Annotated in this window: 13 protein-coding genes; 3 read left to right on the top strand and 10 right to left on the bottom strand. The window is 74.6% G+C overall.

Going from position 1 to position 18,325, the window contains the following annotated elements; all coding sequences use genetic code 11:
* Positions 1–30 precede the first annotated feature (30 nt).
* Complete coding sequence (locus Ae331Ps2_RS14165; RefSeq protein WP_075308371.1) at positions 31–1,593, bottom strand: DASS family sodium-coupled anion symporter; 1,563 nt, start codon at positions 1,591–1,593, stop codon at positions 31–33.
* A 105-nt stretch (positions 1,594–1,698) separates the two neighbouring features.
* Between Ae331Ps2_RS14165 and Ae331Ps2_RS14160 the strand changes: the two genes are divergently transcribed.
* The 3 genes from Ae331Ps2_RS14160 to Ae331Ps2_RS14150 are packed head-to-tail and all read left to right on the top strand — an operon-like array spanning position 1,699 to position 6,505.
* A complete protein-coding gene (locus Ae331Ps2_RS14160; RefSeq protein ID WP_075308373.1) occupies positions 1,699–2,502 on the top strand; it encodes an IclR family transcriptional regulator in 804 nt (267 codons plus the stop codon).
* Positions 2,503–2,548: 46 nt separating this feature from the next.
* Positions 2,549–3,373: an LLM class F420-dependent oxidoreductase gene (locus Ae331Ps2_RS14155; protein ID WP_020626945.1), complete on the top strand. Its 825-nt coding sequence runs from the start codon at positions 2,549–2,551 to the stop codon at positions 3,371–3,373.
* A 48-nt stretch (positions 3,374–3,421) separates the two neighbouring features.
* Entirely contained in the window at positions 3,422–6,505 is a 3,084-nt protein-coding gene (locus tag Ae331Ps2_RS14150; protein ID WP_075312394.1) for a BTAD domain-containing putative transcriptional regulator, read from the top strand.
* 4 nt (positions 6,506–6,509) lie between these two features.
* Here the strand turns inward: Ae331Ps2_RS14150 and Ae331Ps2_RS14145 are convergent, their stop codons facing one another.
* From Ae331Ps2_RS14145 to metG, 9 genes are all read right to left on the bottom strand, one after another.
* Positions 6,510–7,337, bottom strand: a complete 828-nt coding sequence (locus Ae331Ps2_RS14145) for an ABC transporter permease (RefSeq protein ID WP_020623369.1) — start codon at positions 7,335–7,337, stop codon at positions 6,510–6,512.
* Positions 7,334–8,293, bottom strand: coding sequence for a daunorubicin resistance protein DrrA family ABC transporter ATP-binding protein (locus tag Ae331Ps2_RS14140; protein WP_020623370.1), 960 nt, complete (start codon positions 8,291–8,293; stop codon positions 7,334–7,336). Before Ae331Ps2_RS14140 ends, Ae331Ps2_RS14145 begins: the two co-directional genes overlap by 4 nt.
* Positions 8,294–8,630: 337 nt before the next feature.
* The gene (locus Ae331Ps2_RS14135) at positions 8,631–10,433 is read right to left on the bottom strand and encodes an ABC-F family ATP-binding cassette domain-containing protein (RefSeq protein ID WP_075308375.1); all 1,803 of its coding nucleotides are present in this window, start codon (positions 10,431–10,433) and stop codon (positions 8,631–8,633) included.
* Positions 10,434–10,456: 23 nt separating this feature from the next.
* The gene (locus Ae331Ps2_RS14130; protein WP_075308377.1) at positions 10,457–11,446 is read right to left on the bottom strand and encodes a 4-(cytidine 5'-diphospho)-2-C-methyl-D-erythritol kinase; all 990 of its coding nucleotides are present in this window, start codon (positions 11,444–11,446) and stop codon (positions 10,457–10,459) included.
* A gap of 464 nt (positions 11,447–11,910) precedes the next feature.
* Positions 11,911–13,434, bottom strand: coding sequence for a DHA2 family efflux MFS transporter permease subunit (locus Ae331Ps2_RS14125; protein WP_233147413.1), 1,524 nt, complete (start codon positions 13,432–13,434; stop codon positions 11,911–11,913).
* A gap of 34 nt (positions 13,435–13,468) precedes the next feature.
* On the bottom strand, positions 13,469–14,341 hold the full coding sequence (rsmA, locus tag Ae331Ps2_RS14120; RefSeq protein ID WP_217695651.1) for a 16S rRNA (adenine(1518)-N(6)/adenine(1519)-N(6))-dimethyltransferase RsmA: 873 nt from the start codon (positions 14,339–14,341) through the stop codon (positions 13,469–13,471).
* A gap of 121 nt (positions 14,342–14,462) precedes the next feature.
* Complete coding sequence (locus Ae331Ps2_RS33970) at positions 14,463–15,374, bottom strand: resuscitation-promoting factor (protein ID WP_075308381.1); 912 nt, start codon at positions 15,372–15,374, stop codon at positions 14,463–14,465.
* 265 nt (positions 15,375–15,639) lie between these two features.
* Positions 15,640–16,503, bottom strand: coding sequence for a TatD family hydrolase (locus Ae331Ps2_RS14110; protein WP_075308383.1), 864 nt, complete (start codon positions 16,501–16,503; stop codon positions 15,640–15,642).
* Positions 16,500–18,290 carry a methionine--tRNA ligase gene (gene metG / locus Ae331Ps2_RS14105; RefSeq protein ID WP_075308385.1) on the bottom strand — a complete coding sequence of 597 codons (1,791 nt, stop codon included), beginning with the start codon at positions 18,288–18,290 and terminating at the stop codon, positions 16,500–16,502. The genes Ae331Ps2_RS14110 and metG overlap by 4 nt, the downstream gene beginning before the upstream one ends.
* Positions 18,291–18,325 lie beyond the last annotated feature (35 nt).

Raw genomic sequence — 18,325 nt, 5'->3', positions numbered from 1 at the left:
GGGTCGTGGGGTGCGGGGTGGGGCGGCCGGTCACAGTCCGACCAGCGGGGCCATGAGCAGGACTCCGACGACGAGCACCGCCACGCCGACGACGTCGAAGACGACGCCGCTGCGGATCATCTTCGTGAGGGGGACGAGGCCGGAGCCGTAGACGATGGCGTTGGGCGGGGTCGAGACCGGGAGCATGAACCCGTACCCGGCCGCCGCGGTCGCGACGAGCCCGGGGATCAGCGGGTCGACACCGATGGCGACCGCGATCGGGACCACGATCGGCACGACGATCCCGGCGCTCGCGGTGTTGCTGGTCGTCTCGGACACGAGCAGGGCCATGACGGCCGCCAGCACCGTCACCGCCACCAGCGACGACACCCCGAGCCCGGTGGCGATGCCGTCGCCGAAGGTCCGCGCGAGGCCGGTCTCCGAGGACATCGACCCGAGCACGGTGCCGGCGCCGAAGAGCAGGATCACGCCCCAGTCGATCTTCACCGCCTCGGCCCAGGTGAGCGTCGGGACGAGGCCACCACCGTTCGCGGACCGCGCCGGCAGGAGGAACAGCAGGGTGGCCGCGAAGACGGCCGCGACCCCCTCGGTCACGTGCTCGGTGAGCCAGAGCACGGGCGCGGTGTCCTCGCCGATCACGGCCCCGAGGACACCCGGGGTGGTCCAGAGCACGACGGCGACACCGAACGCGACGACGGTGTTCTTCTCCCCGCGGGTCACACCGCCCAGCGACGCCCGCTGCTCGGCGACGAACTCGGCGGCGCCCTCCAGCCGGGTGACCTCGGGCCGGTTGAGCAGGAGCAGCAGCACGGCCAGCACCACGAACATGACCAGCACGATGGGCAGGAACATCGTCACCCACTCGACGAAGCCGATGGTGCGGCCGGTCTGCGACTCGATCAGGTCGCGGCCGATCAGCTGGTGCGGCGCACCCACCGGCGTGATGAGACCCCCGATCGACGCCCCGTAGGCGATCATCAGCATCACCGACGTCGCCCAGCGCGAGCGCGACAGGTCCGGGCCGCCCTCGCGGGTGCTGACCGTGCTCACCGAGCGGACGATGCCGATCCCGATCGGCAGCAGCATCGCCACCGTCGCGGTGTTGGACACGAACGCCGAGATCGCCGCCGCCAGCACGCCGAACGCGATCATGGTCCGCACCGGGGACCCGGCGATGCCCGGGACCGAGAGCGCACGGAGGGCGATCCGGCGGTCGAGCCCGTGCACGCTCATCGCCCGGGCGATCACGAAGCCGCCCAGGAACACGAAGATCGTGTCGGTCCCGAAGGCCCCGAGCACGGTCTCCTCGTCGGCGACGCCGAGGAAGACGCACAGCAGGACCGCGAAGACCGCCGTCACCGCCAGCGGCAGCGCCTCGGTGACCCACCAGACCATGACCAGCACGAACACCGCCGCGAGTGCCCGCTGGGGCCAGACGAGCCCGTCCGCGAGCAGGAGGACCGCGAGGAACCCGAGCGGCCCGACGGGCAGCCCGATCCGGGCGCGCACGGTGTCGAAACGGCTGGTCCCGGTCGACCGGTCCGCCTCGGGTGCCTCCGCCGCATCGGCGCGAGGCCCTGACTGCACTGCCATAGTGCCCAGCTTCCGGAACGATGTCTCGTAATACGGGCACCGTAGACGACGGGTGGGCGCCCGGGCAACGGTCGGTCCTGCGGGACGTCGTTAAGCTCCGGCCCCGTGGAGGCACGACGCGACGACGCCGGGGAGCAGGCCACCGGGGGCGGGGTCCAGTCGATCGACCGGGCCGTCGCGATCCTGTCCGTCTTCTCCCGTGCCCGGCCGATCGCCGGGATCACCGAGATCGCCCGGCTCACGGGACTGACCCGGGGCACGACCCACCGCCTGGTGAGCGCGCTCGCCAGCCACGGCTTCATGGCCCAGGCGCCGGGGTCGACCGCCTACTCCCTCGGCCCGCGGCTGCTCGGACTCGGCGAGGTCGCCCGCGAGCAGCTGTCGCTGGAGTCACAGGCCGTCCCGATCATGACGAGGCTCCGCGACCGGACCGGGGAGACCGTCGGGCTGCACGTGCTCGACGCCGAGCCCAGCCGCCGGACCATCGCCCAGGTGGAGTCCCAGCAACCGCTGCGCCGCATCTACACCGACCTCGGTGCTCCGCGGCCCCCGCACGAGGGCGCGCCCGGCAAGGCGCTGCTCGCCCACGTCGACCCCGGCCAGCTCGCCGCGGCCCGCGGCCGGCTCGCCGGGGACCCGTCCGCGCAGGAACGGCTGGACCGGCAGATCGAGCAGGTGCGCCACGACGGCTACGCGATCTCGCTGGAGGAGCGCGTCCCCGGGGTCGTGGCCGTGGCCGTGCCGGTCTTCGACCACACCGGGGCGGTCGCCGCGCTGTCGGTGTCGGTGCCGGCCGTGCGGGCCGGGCGCGACGAGCTCGTCGGGTTCGTCCCGATGCTCCGCGAGGCGTCCGACGAGCTCTCCGCCCGGCTCGGCGGGAGCGGTCCATCGGCCGCGTCGTCGGGCTGAGGGGCGCGCCCCGCGTGCGGGCCGCGCCGGGCGGGTACCCGCGGTCATGAAGTTCGGCATCGCCACGTTCGTGACCGACGAGGGCATCCGCCCCGGACCGCTGGGCCGTGCGCTGGAGGAGCGCGGCTTCGACTCGGTGTTCCTCGCCGAGCACTCGCACATCCCCACCAGCCGCGAGTCCCCCTACCCCGGCGGCGGTGACCTGCCGCGGGTCTACTACCGCACGCTCGACCCGTTCGTCGCGCTCACCGCGATGGCCGGGACGACCACCGACCTGCTCCTCGGGACCGGCATCGCGCTGCTGCCCCAGCGCGACGTCATCCACACCGCCAAGCAGACCGCGAGCCTGGACCTGGTGTCGGGCGGGCGGCTGCTGTTCGGCGTCGGGGCCGGGTGGAACCGCGAGGAGATGCGCAACCACGGCGTCGACCCCCGGGTCCGCGGGCCGCTCATGACCGAGCAGCTCCACGCGCTGCGGGCACTGTGGACCGAGGACGAGGCCGAGTTCCACGGCGAGCACGTCGACATCGCGCGCTCGTACTGCTGGCCGAAGCCGGTCCGGACCCCGCCGATCTACCTGGGCGGCGAGAGCGAGGCCGCGCTGAACCGGCTCGCCGAGGTCGGCGACGCCTGGCTGCCGCGCTCCCACACCTCCGTCGACGAGATCCGCCGGGTCCGCGCCGACCTGGCCGAGCGTGGCAAGCCGGACGTGCCGACGACGGTGTTCGGCGGGAAGCCCGACCCCGACGTCGTCGCCGGGTACGCCGAGGCGGGCGTCGAGCGGGTCACCTTCCTGCTCCCGACCCTGCCGGAGTCCGAGACCCTCACGAAGCTCGACGAACTGGCGCAGGTGGTCCGGCGGTCGAGCTGACCCGATCGGCGGAGACCCGGTCGCCGTCGCGGGGCAGAATGGCCGGTGATGTCGATCCGGCTGCTCGGCCCCGTCTCCGTCACCGACGCCGGCGGGCGTGATCTGCTGCCCGCCGGCGCCCGGGTACGGGGTCTGCTCGCCCGGCTCGCGCTCGACGCCGGGCACCCCGTCGACACCGCGACGCTGGTCGACGCGCTGTGGGGCGACGACCCACCGTCGACGGCGAACGCGCTCCAGTCACTGGCGACCCGGCTGCGCCGCGCGATCGGCGCCGAGCGGGTGCGGACCGCGACCGGCGGCTACCTGCTCGCCGTCGACCCGGACGAGGTCGACGCGCTGCGGTTCGCCGCGCTCCGCCGGGCCGCGGCGGCCGAACCCGACGACGGCCGCGCCGGCGCCCTGCTCACCGAGGCCCTGGGCCTGTGGCACGGTCCGCCGCTGGGCGGGCTGAACGGGCTCGCGTTCACCGGGCCGGCCGCCACCCGGCTCGCAGACGCCCGCGCGGGCGCCGCCGAGGAGCTGGCCGCCCGCGGGCTCGCGGCAGGGACCCCCACCGCGGGTCTGGACGCGCTGACCGCGGTCCTCGCCGAGCAGCCGCTGCGGGAGACCACCGCCGTCGCGCTCGCCCGCGGGCTGCACGGGTCCGGGCGGCGGGCCGACGCGCTGGCCGTGCTGGACCGGACCCGGGCCGCGCTGGCCGAGGAGCTCGGCGTCGACCCGGGCCCGGAGCTGCTGCGGACCCGCACCGAGCTGCTGCGCGACGACCCGCCCGCCACCGCGATCCCCGTACGGCGACCGGCTCCCCCGCCGGACCGGCCCCGGCCGGTGGCGCTCACCTCGTTCGTCGGCCGCGAGACGGACCTGGCCCGGGTACGGTCGCTGCTCGGCTCGGCGCGGCTGGTCACCGTGGTCGGGCCGGGCGGGGCCGGGAAGACCCGCCTGTCGCAGGAGGCCGTCCGCGACGTCGGCCCGGCCGTCGCCGTGGTCGAGCTGGCCGCGCTGACCGGCGGTGACCAGGTCGTTCCGGCCGCGCTGCACGCCGTCGGCGGGCCGGAGCTGTCGGTCGCGGACCGGGACGGGCCGGACGCCCTGGCGCGGTTGGTGTCCGCGCTGACCGGTCGCGAGCTGGTGCTGCTGCTGGACAACTGCGAGCACCTGGTCGACGACGTCGCGGGCCTGGTCCACGAGCTGCTCGCCCGGCTTCCCGGGCTGCGGGTGCTGACGACCAGCCGGGAGCCCCTCGGCGTACCGGGCGAGGTCCTGCACCCGCTCGGGTCGCTGGATCCGGCGCAGGCGACGCGGCTGTTCGCCGAGCGCGCCGTCGCCGTCCGGCCGGACTTCGACCCGGCCGACCACGCCCCGGCCGTCGCCGAGATCTGCCGTCGTCTCGACGGTCAGCCGCTGCCCATCGAGCTCGCGGCGGCCCGGGTGCGCAGCATGAGCCCGGCCGAGATCGCCGACCGGCTCGCCGACCGCTTCCGGTTGCTGGTCTCCGGTGCCCGGACCGTGCTGCCCCGCCACCAGACGCTGCGGGCGGTCGTCGACTGGAGCTGGGACCTGCTCTCCCCCGCCGAGCGTGCGCTCGCGACCCGGTTCGGGGTGTTCGCCGGCCCGGTCGACGCCGCCACCGTCGAGGCCGTCTGCGGCGACGACGCGTTCGACCTGCTCCCGGCGCTGGTGGAGAAGTCGCTGGTCGTCCCCGTGGACGGGGCGGAGGACGGTGCGACCCGCTACCGGATGCTGGAGACGATCCGCGAGTACGCGGCCGCGCGGCTGGCCGACGCGCCGGACCACGACGCCGTGACCGCGGCGCACGCCGACCACCTGCTCGCGGTGCTGGAGCCCGGGGAGCCGCGGCTGCGCGGCGGTGACCAGCTCGACCAGCTCGCCGTCGTGCGGCGGGTGGAGGGCGAGGCCGTCCGCGCGCTGGACCGCGCCGTCGACGCCGGCGACGGCCCCCGGGCGCACCGGTTGTTCGCGGCCCTGGCCTGGAGCTGGATGGTCCGCGGCGACCTCGGCTCGCTGAAGCCCTGGTCCGACCGGGTCGCGACGGTCCCGGCGGCAGCGCCGGCCGCCGCGGTCGCGGTCACCCGCACGATCCGCGCGATGGTCCACATCGGGTTCGGCGACGATCAGGGTGCCGCCCAGGCGGAGCTGGACGCCGTCGTCGCGCTGTGGCCGGAGCTGCCCGAACCACGGCACCCGGTGGTCGAGCTCGCCCCGCCCACCGGGCTGCTGTTCGGCGAGGGGGACCGCTCCGCACTCGCGGCCATCGCCGACGGCGACGGCGACACCTGGCTGCGGGCGGCGGCGTCGCAGATCATCGCCGCGCACGCCGAGAACGCCGGCGACCTCGGGGTGCAGCGAGTCCGGCTGCGGGCCGCACGCGACCTGTTCGCCCGGGCCGGGGACCGCTTCGGGCTCGGGATGACGACGTTCGCACTCGGCGAGCTGGAGGACTACGCCGGGGACACCGATGCCGCTCGCCGGGCCTGGTCCGCGGCGGTGGCGCTGTCCGCGGAGCTCGGCAACGCCGACGACGTCCCGCAGTTCAACCTGCAGCTGGCCCGGCTCGCCGCCCGCCGCGGCGACGAGATCGTGGCCCGCGAGCACCTGCGCCTGGCCTTCGCCCAGGACATCCCCGACGACCTCCGGGCGAGCTTCGCCCTGCGGTGGGGACGGGCCGAGGTCGAGCTGCGGCTCGGGAACCCGGACGGGGCCCTGGAGCTGCTCCGCGAGTGCGACGTGCCGGTCCTGCCCGGTCCCGGACGGTTCCAGCGGGAGGCCGCGACCCACACGCTCATCGCGTCGGCACTGATGGCCCTCGGCCGCCCGGACGAGGCCCGCGAGCGGCTGGAGCATGCCGGGAAGGCCGCCGTCGCCGCCGACGACGGGCCGGTCCTCGGCGTGGTCGCCGAGACCTCCGCCCGGTGGGCCCTGGACGCGGGGGACGCGGAGCGGGCCGGTGAGCTGCTCGGCGTCGCCCTGGCCCGCCGTGGGGCGCTGCACCTGGGGCTGCCCGAGGTCGTCGCGACGCTGGAGGGGGTCCGCGCGCGGCTGGGCCCGGCCGCGGCCGACGCTGCGGTCGACCGTGGCCGGGCCTGGAGCCGGGACGCGCCCCCGGTGCCGTGAGCGCTCAGGTGCGGCGCCGGTAGAGCGCCACGGCCAGCGGCGCGAAGACCACGACCAGGCCCGCGGAGGTCAGCAGCGACACCGTCGCCGCGCCTCCCGCCGGCGCGCCGTCGAGCAGGGCTCGCACGGCGTCCGCGGTCCGCGAGACCGGGTTGACCGCGACGAAGCCCTGCAGCCAGCCGGGCATCGTCTGCGTCGGGACGAACACCGAGCTGGCGAAGGTCAGCGGCAGCATGATCAGCGCGGACAGCCCCTGCACCGAGCGGGGCTGCTTCACGACCATCGCGAGTGCGGTGAACACCCAGCAGAGGCCGAACGCGAACGCGACGACCAGCCCGAACGCGGCGAGAATCCCGAGCGGACCCGCCGGGGTGCGGTAGCCGAGCGCGAACCCGAACGCCAGCATGATCACCCCCGAGGTCAGGTAGCGGACGAGGTCCGCGCCGATCGCGCCGACCAGTGGGGCGGCGCGGGAGATCGGCAGGCTGCGGAAACGGTCGAAGATCCCGGTCTTGAGGTCCTCGGCCAATCCCACGCCGGTGCCCGCGGAAGCGAACACCACCGTCTGGAGCAGCACACCGGGCAGGGCGTAGTGCAGGTACTCCGTGCTGTTGCCGGCGATCGCGCCGCCGAAGACGTAGACGAACAGCAGCAGGAAGATCACCGGCTGCAGGGTGACGTCGATCAGTGCCTCCGGCGAGTGGATCGTCTTCACGATCCCGCGGCGGGCCAGCGACAGCCCGTGCCTCAGCGTCGAGGGCAGCAGCGGGGCCGAGGTGGACGCCCGGCCGGAGCTCGGGGTGGTGGGCGGGGTGTCGAGGGTGGCGGTCATCGGGGGCCTCCGGAGGTGGTCTCGGCCGCGTGGCCGGTGAGGGAGAGGAAGACGTCGTCGAGGCTGGGGAGCCGCAGGCCGATCTCGGCGACGGCGACGCCCTCGGCGACCAGCCGGTCCTCGGTGCGGCGCAGCGCGCCGTGGTCGGCAACGGCCGCGGTGACCTCCCCGGACGGCTCGACCGTCGGCTCGGCGCCGGTCTCCTGGGCGACGACGGCGGCGACCAGCGGCACCTCGCGTGGCAGCTCGGCGCGGACGTGCAGGCGCCGGCCGCCGGCCCGGGACTTCAGCTGGGCGGCCGTGCCGGAGGCGATGACCCGCCCCTGGTCCAGGACGACGAGGTCGTGCGCGAGCTGGTCGGCCTCCTCCAGGTACTGGGTGGTGAGCAGGACGGTGACACCGTCCTCGGCGAGTCGCCGCACGGCGTCCCAGACCTCGTTGCGGTGCAGCGGGTCCAGCCCGGTGGTGGGCTCGTCGAGGAACAGCACCTCGGGGCGTCCGACGAGGCTCGCTGCCAGGTCGAGCCGGCGGCGCATGCCGCCGGAGTAGGTGCCAGCGCGGCGCCCGGCGGCGTCGGTGAGCCCGAAGCGGTCGATCAGCTCGGCGGCGCGGGCCCGGGCGGCCGACCGTGGCAGGTCGAGCAGCCTGCCGATCAGGTAGAGGTTGTCGCGGCCGGTCAGGGCCTCGTCGACGGCGGCGTACTGGCCGGTGAGGCCGATCAGGGAGCGGACCCCGGCGGCGTCGCCGACGACGTCGCGGCCGAGCACCGCGGCCCGGCCGGCCGACGGCGGGAGCAGCGTGGCCAGCATGCGGACGGTCGTCGTCTTGCCGGAGCCGTTGGGGCCGAGCAGGCCCAGGACCTGTCCGCGCCCGGCGGAGAAGGAGATCCCGTCGACGGCGCGGACCTCACCGAAGGTCCGGACCAGGCCGTCGACCTCGATTGCGGGAGTGTTCATGCCGCCGAGCGTGCGCCCGGGCGCTGACACGGCCCTGGCACGGCGCTGGCACGGCTGTGGCACCGCGTCGGCGGCAGAGAGGCGGCGGCAGAGAACCGTGGCATCGCGGCGACGGCCGCGGACCCTGGGCTGCGGGTGGTGTCGGCACGGGCCCGGTCCCGTCGCCACCCCCCGACCGTGGCGACGGAACCGGCCCGTCCATCCCCCCGCGCCTCCGGCGAGGCTCCCCAGCCCGCCGTGACGCGAGTACGACGGTATCGGCGCGCCAGGGGCCGCGGATCGGTCGAACTACCGATCTCTTACCCGGGGTCTCTCCTACCAGGGTAGGAGAGACCCCTCACCCCTCGGCGCGCTCGGCGGCCTCGAGCCACTCCAGCTCGACGCTCTCGCGCTCGGCGACGACGGCCTTCAGCTCCCGGTCCAGCTCCATCAGCCGGCCGGGCTCGGTCGCGGCCTCGGCGAGCTTGGCGTGCAGCTTCTCCTCCTGCGCGGTGAGCTGCCCCATCCGCCGCTCCAGGCGCTGGGCGTCCTTGCGGGCGGCCCGCTGTTCCGCGGCGCTCGCCTTCGGCCCGGCCGCCTGCGCGACGGGCGCTCCCGCCGGCACCGGCGCGGTCGGTGCGGCCCCGGCCGGCCCACGGCCCATGGCGGCGCGGCGGGTCAGGTACTCGCCGATCCCGCCGGGCAGGTGGGTGAGGCGGCCGTCGCCGAACAGGGCGACGACCTGGTCACAGACACGCTCGGTGAGGTACCGGTCGTGGCTGACGACCACCAGAGTGCCCGGCCAGCCGTCGAGGAGGTCCTCCAGCCCGGCGAGGGTGTCGACGTCGAGGTCGTTGGTGGGCTCGTCGAGCAGCAGGACGTTGGGCTCGTCCATCAGCAGCCGGGTCAGCTGCAGCCGCCGGCGCTCGCCACCGGACAGGCGTCCGACCGGGGTCCACTGGCGGGCCGCGGGGAAGCCGAGCCGCTCCAGCACCTGCGACGCGGTCATCTCCTGCTTGCCGAACCGCACGTACTTGGCGACGGCCTCGGTGGCCTCCAGCACGCGCATCTCGGCGGGCAAGTCGACGAGCTCCTGGGACAGCTGCGCCATCTTCACGGTGCTGCCCTGGATGCGCCTGCCCGAGTCGAGCGCGCGTTCCCCGGACAGTGCGCGCAGCAGCGTCGTCTTGCCGGAGCCGTTGATCCCGACGATGCCGACCCGGTCGCCCGGGCCGAGCCGCCAGGTCACGCCGTCGAGCAGGGTGCGCCCGGCGACGGAGACGGTCACGTCCTCCAGCTCCAGCACGGTGCGGCCGAGCCGGTTCGTCGCGAACGCCATCAGCTCGACGGTGTCGCGCGGCGCGGGCACGTCGGCGATCAGGGCCTCGGCGGCCTCGATCCGGTACCGGGGCTTCGACGTCCGGGCGGGCGGGCCGCGGCGCAGCCAGGCCAGCTCCTTGCGGGCCAGGTTGCGGCGGCGCTGCTCGGCGGCGTCGGCCTGCCTGCCGCGCTCGGCGCGGGCGTAGACCCAGTCGGCGTAGCCACCGGTGTAGGACTCGACCCGGCCGTTCGCGACCTCCCAGGTGCGGGTGCAGACGGTGTCGAGGAACCAGCGGTCGTGGGTGACGACGACGAGTGCGATCCGCCGCGACGTCAGGTGCGTCGCGAGCCAGCCGATGCCCTCGACGTCGAGGTGGTTGGTCGGCTCGTCGAGGACGACGAGGTCGAGCTCCCCGATCAGCGCCGCGGCGAGCGCGACCCGGCGCTTCTCGCCACCGGACAGGCCGTCGGTGGGCCGCTCGATGTCGGAGATGGCGAGCCCGTCGAGGACGTCGCGGACCCGGGCGTCGGCGGCCCACTCGTGGTCGGCGCCGTACTCGGCGAGGACGATGTCACGCACCGTCGACCCGGCGGGGGAGCGGTCGTGCTGCACCAGGTGCGCCATCCGCAGGCCGCCGAGGCGGCTGACCCGGCCGCCCTCGACCGGGCGGTCGCCGGTGATCACGTCGAGCAGGGTCGACTTCCCGCCGCCGTTGAGGCCGACGACGCCGATCCGGTCGCCGCGCTCGACGCCGAGCGAGACGCCGTCGAGCAGGACGCGGGAGGCGTCACCGGGCACGTGTGCGGTGACGTTCTCCAGGTTGAGCAGGTTCTCGGGCAACTACGTCTCCACCGTCGGGAAGGTCAGGCACGGACCGGGGGCCATGAGCCGGAGCTCGAGGGGCCGCCGCGGTCGGGGGGGTGGTCGCCGCCCGTCTCCGAGGTGTCGACGATGCGGGCGCCGCCGGCCGGGCCGTGGGCGACCCGCACCGTGCGGCACACCCCCATGCCGGCGAGCTCGGTCGCCACCTCGACGGCGGAGTCGGCGTCGGCGCACAGGAACGCGCACGTCGGCCCGGAGCCGGACACCAGACCGGCGAGCGCTCCGGCGTTGACCCCGGCGCGCAGGGTGCGGCGCAGGTCCGGGGCCATCGAGACGGCGGCGACCTGCAGGTCGTTGCCCAGGTTCAGCGCGAGCCGGCGCGGGTCACCCGAGGACAGTGCCTCCAGGACGGGCTCGACCGGCCGCTCGGTGATCGGGCCGTCGCCGCGCAGCCGGTCCAGCTCGGCGAACACCGCCGGGGTGGACAGCCCACCGCGGGCCAGCGCGATCACCCAGTGCAGCCGGTGCCGGGCGAGCACCGGGATGATCTTCTCGCCACGGCCGGTGCCGAGCGCGGTGCCGCCGTGCAGACCGAACGTGACGTCCGATCCGAGCTCGGCGGCCAGCTCGGAGAGATCGTCGCGGCCCAGCTCCAGCCGCCACAGCGACGACAGCGCGACGAGCGTGCCCGCAGCGTCGGCGGAGCCGCCCGCCATCCCGGCCGCGACCGGGATGCCCTTGCGCAGGGTCACCCGCACGTCCGGGGCGCGCCCGGCCCGCTCCGCGAGCAGCTCGACCGCCCGCCAGGCCAGGTTGGTGGCGTCCAGCGGCACCTCGGCCACGCCGTCGCCGTGCACCTCCAACGCGGGCTCCTGCGCCGGCTCGACCGAGATCTCGTCGAACAGGCTGACGGCGTGGAAGACCGTCACCAGGTCGTGGAAGCCGTCCGGCCGCACCCCGCCCACGGCGAGGTGCAGGTTGATCTTCGCGGGAACCCGGACGGTGACCGGTCGCGGCACGGCGGACAGCACTGCTCAACCCTACGGGCAGCACGGGACGGACCGCCGCCGCCCGGCGCTCGGGGTGGCCGGGCTCACCGGTTCCGGGCGACGCGCCCCCGACCCGGCGGCAGGGGCGGGCCGGCCCGCCACGAGCACCCCTTTCCGGCGAACTCGCTTACCCGGTAAGCGAACTCGGAGGACCGGCACCCGCGACGACCGGGAGGCCGGCCACCGCCGCCCCACCTGACGCTGCCGACACCGACACCGCCTCTCGTGCGAACTCGCTTACCGGGTAAGCGAATCCGTACGACCGGCACCCGCGACAACCGGGAGGCCGGCCACCGCCCCACCTGACGCCGCCGACACCGACACCGCCTCTCGTGCGAACTCGCTTACCGGGTAAGCGAATCCGTACGACCGGCACCCGGTAGGACCGACGCCCGGCCCACGCCGACGCCCGTTCCCGGCGAGTGGCACGACGGTGCTGCCTGCGCCTACCGGGTGAGGGAGTCCTCCGAGACAGCACGCTCCGCGGCGGCGGCGCGGCGCTCGGACAGGTGGCGCGGCGTCGCGAAGCAGGCGACGGCCACGACACCGATGACCAGCACGGCCGCGGGCAGCAGCATCGACTGGGCCATCGCCGTCGCGAAGGGATCGCGCAGCGCCTCGGGCAGAGGCCCGCCGGCCGCGGCGACCTCCGGGGAACCGCCGGTCGTCGACGCGCCCGGGACGAGCGCGGCGATCCGCGACTCCATGAGCACCGCGATGCCCGCGCTGCCGAGCACCGCGCCGACCTGACGGGTCGTGTTGTAGACGCCCGACCCGGATCCGGCCTGGTCCATCGGCAGGTTGCGGGTGGCGCTGGTGGAGATCGGCGCCCAGACGCAGGAGTTGGAGATCCCGAGCAGGGTGAGCGGCAGCAGCAGCTGCCAGACCGGGGTGTCCGGGCCCATCACCCCCGCCAGCCAGACCAGCGCGATGACGAACGTCGACATCCCGAATCCGCCGATCAGCCGCGGGTGGACACGGTCGGTCAACCGCCCGGTGTACGGGGCGAGTGCGCCGGAGAAGATCGCCAGCGGTGCGAGCAGCAGTGCCGCCTCGGTGGGGCTGAAGCCGCGCACGCTCTGCGCGTAGATCATCAGCGGGAAGCCCTGCGCGGTGATCGCGAAGCCGACGGTGCAGATCGCGATGTTGGCCAGCGAGAAGTTCCGGTCTCGGAACAGACGCAGCGTGACCAGCGGCTCGCTGGTGGTGACCCGCTGCCACCACACGAACGCGACCAGCACGACGACCCCGCTGCCGATCAGCGCCCAGATGCCGACGCTCCAGCCGAACTTCTGCCCCTCCTGGATTCCGAAGACCAGCAGGAACATGCCCACGGCGGACAACACCACGCCGACCACGTCGAACCGGCGGCGCGAGGTCTCGAGCGAGGGGACCAGCCGCCAGGCGGCGACGAAGGCGATCACCCCGACCGGCACGTTCACGAAGAAGATCCACTCCCAGCCGAGGCCGCCGACGAGGAGCCCGCCGACGATCGGCCCGGTGAGGGTCGCGACGCCGGCGACGGCGCCCCACAGGCTCATCGCGCGTCCGCGCTGGGCCGCCGGGAAGGTCCGGGTGATGACGGCCATGGTCTGCGGCGTCATCATCGCGGCGCCGAGACCCTGGGCGATCCGCGCGACGATCAGGGCGCCGACGGTCGACGTGAGCCCGCACCACAGCGAGGCCAGGGTGAACACCGCGAGCCCGCAGAGATAGACGCGCTTGGGCCCGAACCGGTCCCCCAGCCGGCCGGTGACCAGCAGCGGGACGACATAGGCGAGCAGGTAGGCGCTGGTCACCCAGACCACGGAGTTGACGTCGGCGTCCAGCGACGTCAGCAGCGCGGGCGTCGCGACGGTGACGATCGTGGCGTCGACCAGGATCATGAAGAACCCGATCACCAGGGCCCACAACGCGGGCCACGGGCTCGTCCCGTCGGCGCTGACCACCTGTTCCCTCGACCGTGTCACCACGCCATCATGCGCTGCCCCGGGGCCGGTCGGTTCAGGCGGGAGGGTCCCCTGCCGGGCGGTTCCGGGCGATCCGGGCGAAGTCGGACACCGCGAGGGTCTCCGCGCGCGCGGTCGGGTCGACGCCGGCGGCGCGCAGGGCCTGCTCGGCCGCCGCGGCCGAACCCGCCCAGCCCGACAGCGCCCCGCGCAGCACCTTGCGACGCTGGGCGAACGCCGCGTCGACGACCGCGAAGGTCGCCGCCCGGTCGGCGTCGGCGGGCGGGTCGTGCCGGGTGAAGGCCAGCAGTCCGGAGTCGACGCCGGGGACCGGCCAGAACACCGCGCGCGGCACCGGCCCGGCGCGGCGGGCCGCCGCGTACCAGGCGAGCTTGGCGCTGGGGGCGCCGTACTCGCGCGAGCCGGGTCCCGCGGCGAGCCGGTCGGCGACCTCGGCCTGCACCATGACCAGCCCGGTCCGCAGCGACGGCAGCTCGGCGAGCAGGTGCAGGATCACCGGCACCGCGACGTTGTAGGGCAGGTTCGCGACGATCGCGGTGGGCGGCGACGCCCCGGGCCCGGCGTCGGCCGCCAGCCGGTCCGCGCCGACCCGCATGGCGTCGGCCCCGGTCACGGTGAGGCGACCGGCCAGCCCGGGGGCACGCTCGGCGACGGTCTCGGGCAGCAGCCCCGCCAGCACCGGGTCGATCTCGACGACGTGCACCCGGGCCGCGACCGGCAGCAGCGCCAGGGTGAGCGAGCCCAGCCCGGGGCCGACCTCGAGGACCACGTCGTCACCGTCGACGCCGGCGGACTTCACGATCCGGCGGACCGTGTTGGCGTCGTGGACGAAGTTCTGCCCGAGCTTCTTGGTGGGACGCAGACCGAGCCGCTCGGCCAGCACCCGGACGTCGGCCGGGCCCAGCAGGCGTGCGGTGGTGGTGCTCCGGTCGCCGTCGGCGTCGATGCTGCGGCTCCGGCCGCCGTCGGTCCCGTGGTCGCTCACGGAACCATTCTCGCGGGGCACCCCGGGCGGGATGCGTGCGGGATCAGCTCAGGCCGAGCTTGGACGAGCAGGACGGCCAGGCGCTGTACCCGCCGCGGTCGTCCTTGACCTTCTCGGCGACCGCGATCTGCTCCTCGCGGGAGGCCTTGTCCGCGGTCGGGGCGTACTGCCCGCCGCCGTAGGCCTGCCAGGTCTGCTTGTTGAACTGCAGCCCGCCCTGGTAGCCGTTGCCGGTGTTGATGCTCCAGTTCCCGCCGGACTCGCACTTGGCGAGCTTGTCCCAGGTCGCGCCGTTGGAGACGGCGGGCGCCGAGGACGTCGCCTTCGCGCCGGCCTTCTCGACGATCTCCTCGACCTTCTTCTTGGTGCCGACCTTCACCACGCGCGGCAGGGCCGGGGTGTCCTGACCGGCGCCGATGCGCTCGCGGGCGACCTCGCGGCCCTGGTCGTAGGTGACCCGCCAGATGATGCTGCGGGCGCCCTCGCGGCCCGGGTCGACGACGGTGCGGGTGCCCTCGTCGAGCGACGGGTCCTGCACCTCCTGCTCCGGCACCGGGAGCTTCTGGGACTCGACGATCTGGGCGTTCACGATGTCCGAGCCGGTGGTCGGGGCGGTGACCGGGGCGAACGACGCCGGGGAGGACGCCCGGTCGAGGTTCATCGACGCCGTGCCGAGATCGGTGGCGTTCGCGGCGAGCCCCGCATGGAGCTCCTGGGCGGGCTGCTCGGCGGGGGCGGAGAGCACCGCGGCGGCGAGCCCACCGGTCGGGACCGAGAACAGCGCGGCCGCGGCGGCGGTCCGGACCCCGGCCCGGGAGCGGGCGGCGGCCGGGCGGTGACGGCCCTCGTAGGTGACGAACCCGGCCTCGTCGCCGGCGAGACCGGCGGGCGCGACGGCGGGGAGCGGTCGCGTGAGCTCGTCGTCGGCGAGCGGTGCGGCGTGACGCGAAGACATGACTTCCCGGGGTCTCGGCTGTCCGGGAAGGAGTCATGACCTGCGGGAACGACGACCGGCGCGGTGCCGGGGAGCGGAACCGTCGCTGGGGAGCGGACCGGTCGTCGTCCCGCGGGTCGGGGGAGCGACCCCGTCCCGGCGGGTACGACGACGGACGTTAGCGGACCGTGACCCGGAGCAGCGTGTCCGACGCGCGCGTGGCGACGAGCGGCCGGGGATCGACGGTGAGTGACGACAACCCCGCCGCTCATCACGGCGGACGGCGTCAATCGGTCGTGCGCAGCCGGAAGATCCGTTCGGCGTTGCGGCGGGCCGTCTCGGCGACCAGTGCCTCGGGCTCCCCGCGGGTCGCGGCGACCCCGCGCACGGTCCACGGCAGCACGTAGGGCTCGTTGGCCCGGCCGCGGTGCGGGTGCGGGGTGAGGAACGGCGCGTCGGTCTCCACGAGGTACTGACCGGCGGGGACGAGGGCCGCCGCGGCGCGCAGCTCGTCGTTGCGCTTGAAGGTGACCGGGCCGGCGAAGGACAGGACGTACCCGGCGTCGGCGCACTCCCGCGCCATCGCGGCGTCCCCGGAGAAGCAGTGGAAGACCACCGTCTCCGGGGCGCCCTCCTCGCGCAGGATCCGCAGGACGTCGGTGTGGGCGTCCCGGTCGTGGATCATCAGCGGCTTGCCGGTGCGCTTGGCCAGCCCGATGTGCCAGCGGAACGCGTCCTGCTGCGCGGCGGGCGGGCTGTGGTCCCAGTAGTAGTCCAGGCCGGTCTCGCCGATCGACACGACACGCTCGTCGGCGGCCAGCCGCTCGATCTCGGCGAGATCTCCGGCGGTGACCCGCGCCGTCCGGGTGGGGTGCAGCGCGACGGCCGCCCACACCCGGTCGTCGGCGTGCGCGGCCCGGACCGCGGACCGGGCGCCGTCGAGGTCGTCGGCGACGGTGACCGCGCCGACGACGCCGACCGCCGCTGCCCGGTCCATCGCGGCGACGACGTCGGCGTCGGTCTCGCAGCCGCAGGCGTCGAGGTGGGTGTGGCTGTCGATCGTGGGTGCGGCGAGCGGTTCGGGCGGCTCGGGGCGGGGACGCCGGCCCGCCGGTGGCCGGTCCGCGTCCCCGCCCGTCGCGGAGCTCACTTCTGGACCGGGGCCCACTCCGGCCCGGTCTCCCCCAGCTCGGGCGCGAGCTTGGCGATGATCGGCGACGGCTTGGCCAGCGGACGCCCCACCTCGATCGGCGAGGAGCCCCAGTGGGCCTGCTCGGCCGCGTAGTCACCGGTGAGGACCGGGTAGGCGGGGCCGTCGCCGAGGTCGTCGACGGTCGTCTTCTCCGGCTGCGCGGCCCACACCCCGGTGCCGCCGAGCGCCTCGTGCACCTTCTGCGCGGCGTGCGGCAGGAACGGGGTGAGCAGCGTGTTGGCGTCCTGCACGACCTGCAGCGCGGTGTGCAGGATCGTGTCCCGGCGCTCCGGGTCGTCCTTGCGCTTCCACGGCTCCTGGTCGGACAGGTACCGGTTCGCCGCGGTGACCACGCGCATCGCCTCGCCCGCGGCCTGCTTGAACCGGTTCCGGGCGAGCAGCCCGCCGACGGTGTCGAACCCGGCCCGGGAGTACGCGAGCAGCTCGGCGTCGGCCTGCCGGGGCGCCGTCGGGGTCGGGATCGCACCCACGTTCTTGTGGGCCATCGAGATGGAGCGGTTGACCAGGTTGCCCCACTCGTTGGCCAGTTCGAAGTTGACCCGGCGGACGAACTCGTCCCAGGTGAAGTCGACGTCCTGGCTCTCCGGCCCGGCGACGGCGATGTGGTAGCGCAATGCGTCCGGACCGAACTCGCGCAGGAAGTCCCCGACGTAGATCACGGTCCCGCGGCTGGTCGAGAACTTCGACCCGCTCATCGTCAGGTACTCCGAGGACACGACCTCGCTGGGCAGGTCCAGCGTCCCGTAGGGCCCGGGCTCGCCGCCGCGGTCGCCCGCGCCGTTCTGCCCGAGCAGGATCGCCGGCCACATCACCGAGTGGAAGGTGATGTTGTCCTTGCCCATGAAGTAGAAGGCCTCGGCGGCCGGGTCGGTCCACCACTGCTTCCACGCGTCCGGGTCCGGGCCGCGGCGGGCCCACTCCACCGAGGCGGACAGGTAGCCGATGACGGCGTCGAACCAGACGTAGATCTTCTTGAGCGGGTTGTCCGACCAGACGTCGAGCGGGACGGGCACGCCCCACTCCAGGTCCCGCGTGATGGCGCGCGGCTTGAGGTTCTCCACCAGGTTCGCGGAGAACCTGAGCACGTTGGGCCGCCAGTCGGTGCGGGTCGACAGCCAGCTGCCGAGCGCCTCGGAGAAGGCGGGCAGGTCGAGGAAGAAGTGCTCGGTCTCGACGAACTTCGGGGTCTCCCCGTTGATCCGCGAGCGCGGGTTCTTGAGGTCGGCCGGGTCGAGCTGGTTGCCGCAGTTGTCGCACTGGTCGCCGCGGGCGCCGTCGTAGCCGCAGATCGGGCAGGTGCCCTCGATGTAGCGGTCGGGCAGCGTGCGGCCGGTGGACGGGCTGATCGCGCCCAGCTGGGTCTTCGGGACGACGTAGCCGTTCTTGTACAGCGCGGTGAACATGTCCTGCACCACGCGGTAGTGGTTCGACGTCGTGGTGCGGGTGAACAGGTCGTAGCTCAGCCCGAGACCCTGCAGGTCGTCGGTGATCACGTCGTTGTACTTGTCGGCGAGCTGGCGCGGGGTCAGCCCCTCGGCGTCGGCCTGGACCTGGATCGGGGTGCCGTGCTCGTCGGTGCCGGACACCATCAGCACCCGGTCCCCCGCCATCCGCCGGTACCGGGCGAACACGTCGGAGGGCACACCGAAGCCGGACACGTGGCCGATGTGCCGGGGGCCGTTGGCGTAGGGCCACGCCACGGCGGTCAGCACGGCTTTGCTCATGCCCTCCAGCGTATTCATCGCCGCCAACGCCTTCT

This window comes from Pseudonocardia sp. Ae331_Ps2 (assembly GCF_001932405.1).
Taxonomy (GTDB): domain Bacteria; phylum Actinomycetota; class Actinomycetes; order Mycobacteriales; family Pseudonocardiaceae; genus Pseudonocardia.
The sequence above is the reverse complement of the archived record's forward strand: the minus strand, read 5'-3'. Positions and strand labels throughout refer to the sequence as shown.

Coding starts and splice junctions, on each gene's coding strand:
- Ae331Ps2_RS14155 (WP_020626945.1), top strand. CDS start 2,549: ATGAAGTTCGGCATCGCCACGTTCGTGACCGACGAGGGCATCCGCCCC.
- Ae331Ps2_RS33970 (WP_075308381.1), bottom strand. CDS start 15,374: ATGTCTTCGCGTCACGCCGCACCGCTCGCCGACGACGAGCTCACGCGA.
- Ae331Ps2_RS14165 (WP_075308371.1), bottom strand. CDS start 1,593: ATGGCAGTGCAGTCAGGGCCTCGCGCCGATGCGGCGGAGGCACCCGAG.
- metG (WP_075308385.1), bottom strand. CDS start 18,290: ATGAGCAAAGCCGTGCTGACCGCCGTGGCGTGGCCCTACGCCAACGGC.
- Ae331Ps2_RS14150 (WP_075312394.1), top strand. CDS start 3,422: ATGTCGATCCGGCTGCTCGGCCCCGTCTCCGTCACCGACGCCGGCGGG.
- Ae331Ps2_RS14140 (WP_020623370.1), bottom strand. CDS start 8,293: ATGAACACTCCCGCAATCGAGGTCGACGGCCTGGTCCGGACCTTCGGT.
- Ae331Ps2_RS14145 (WP_020623369.1), bottom strand. CDS start 7,337: ATGACCGCCACCCTCGACACCCCGCCCACCACCCCGAGCTCCGGCCGG.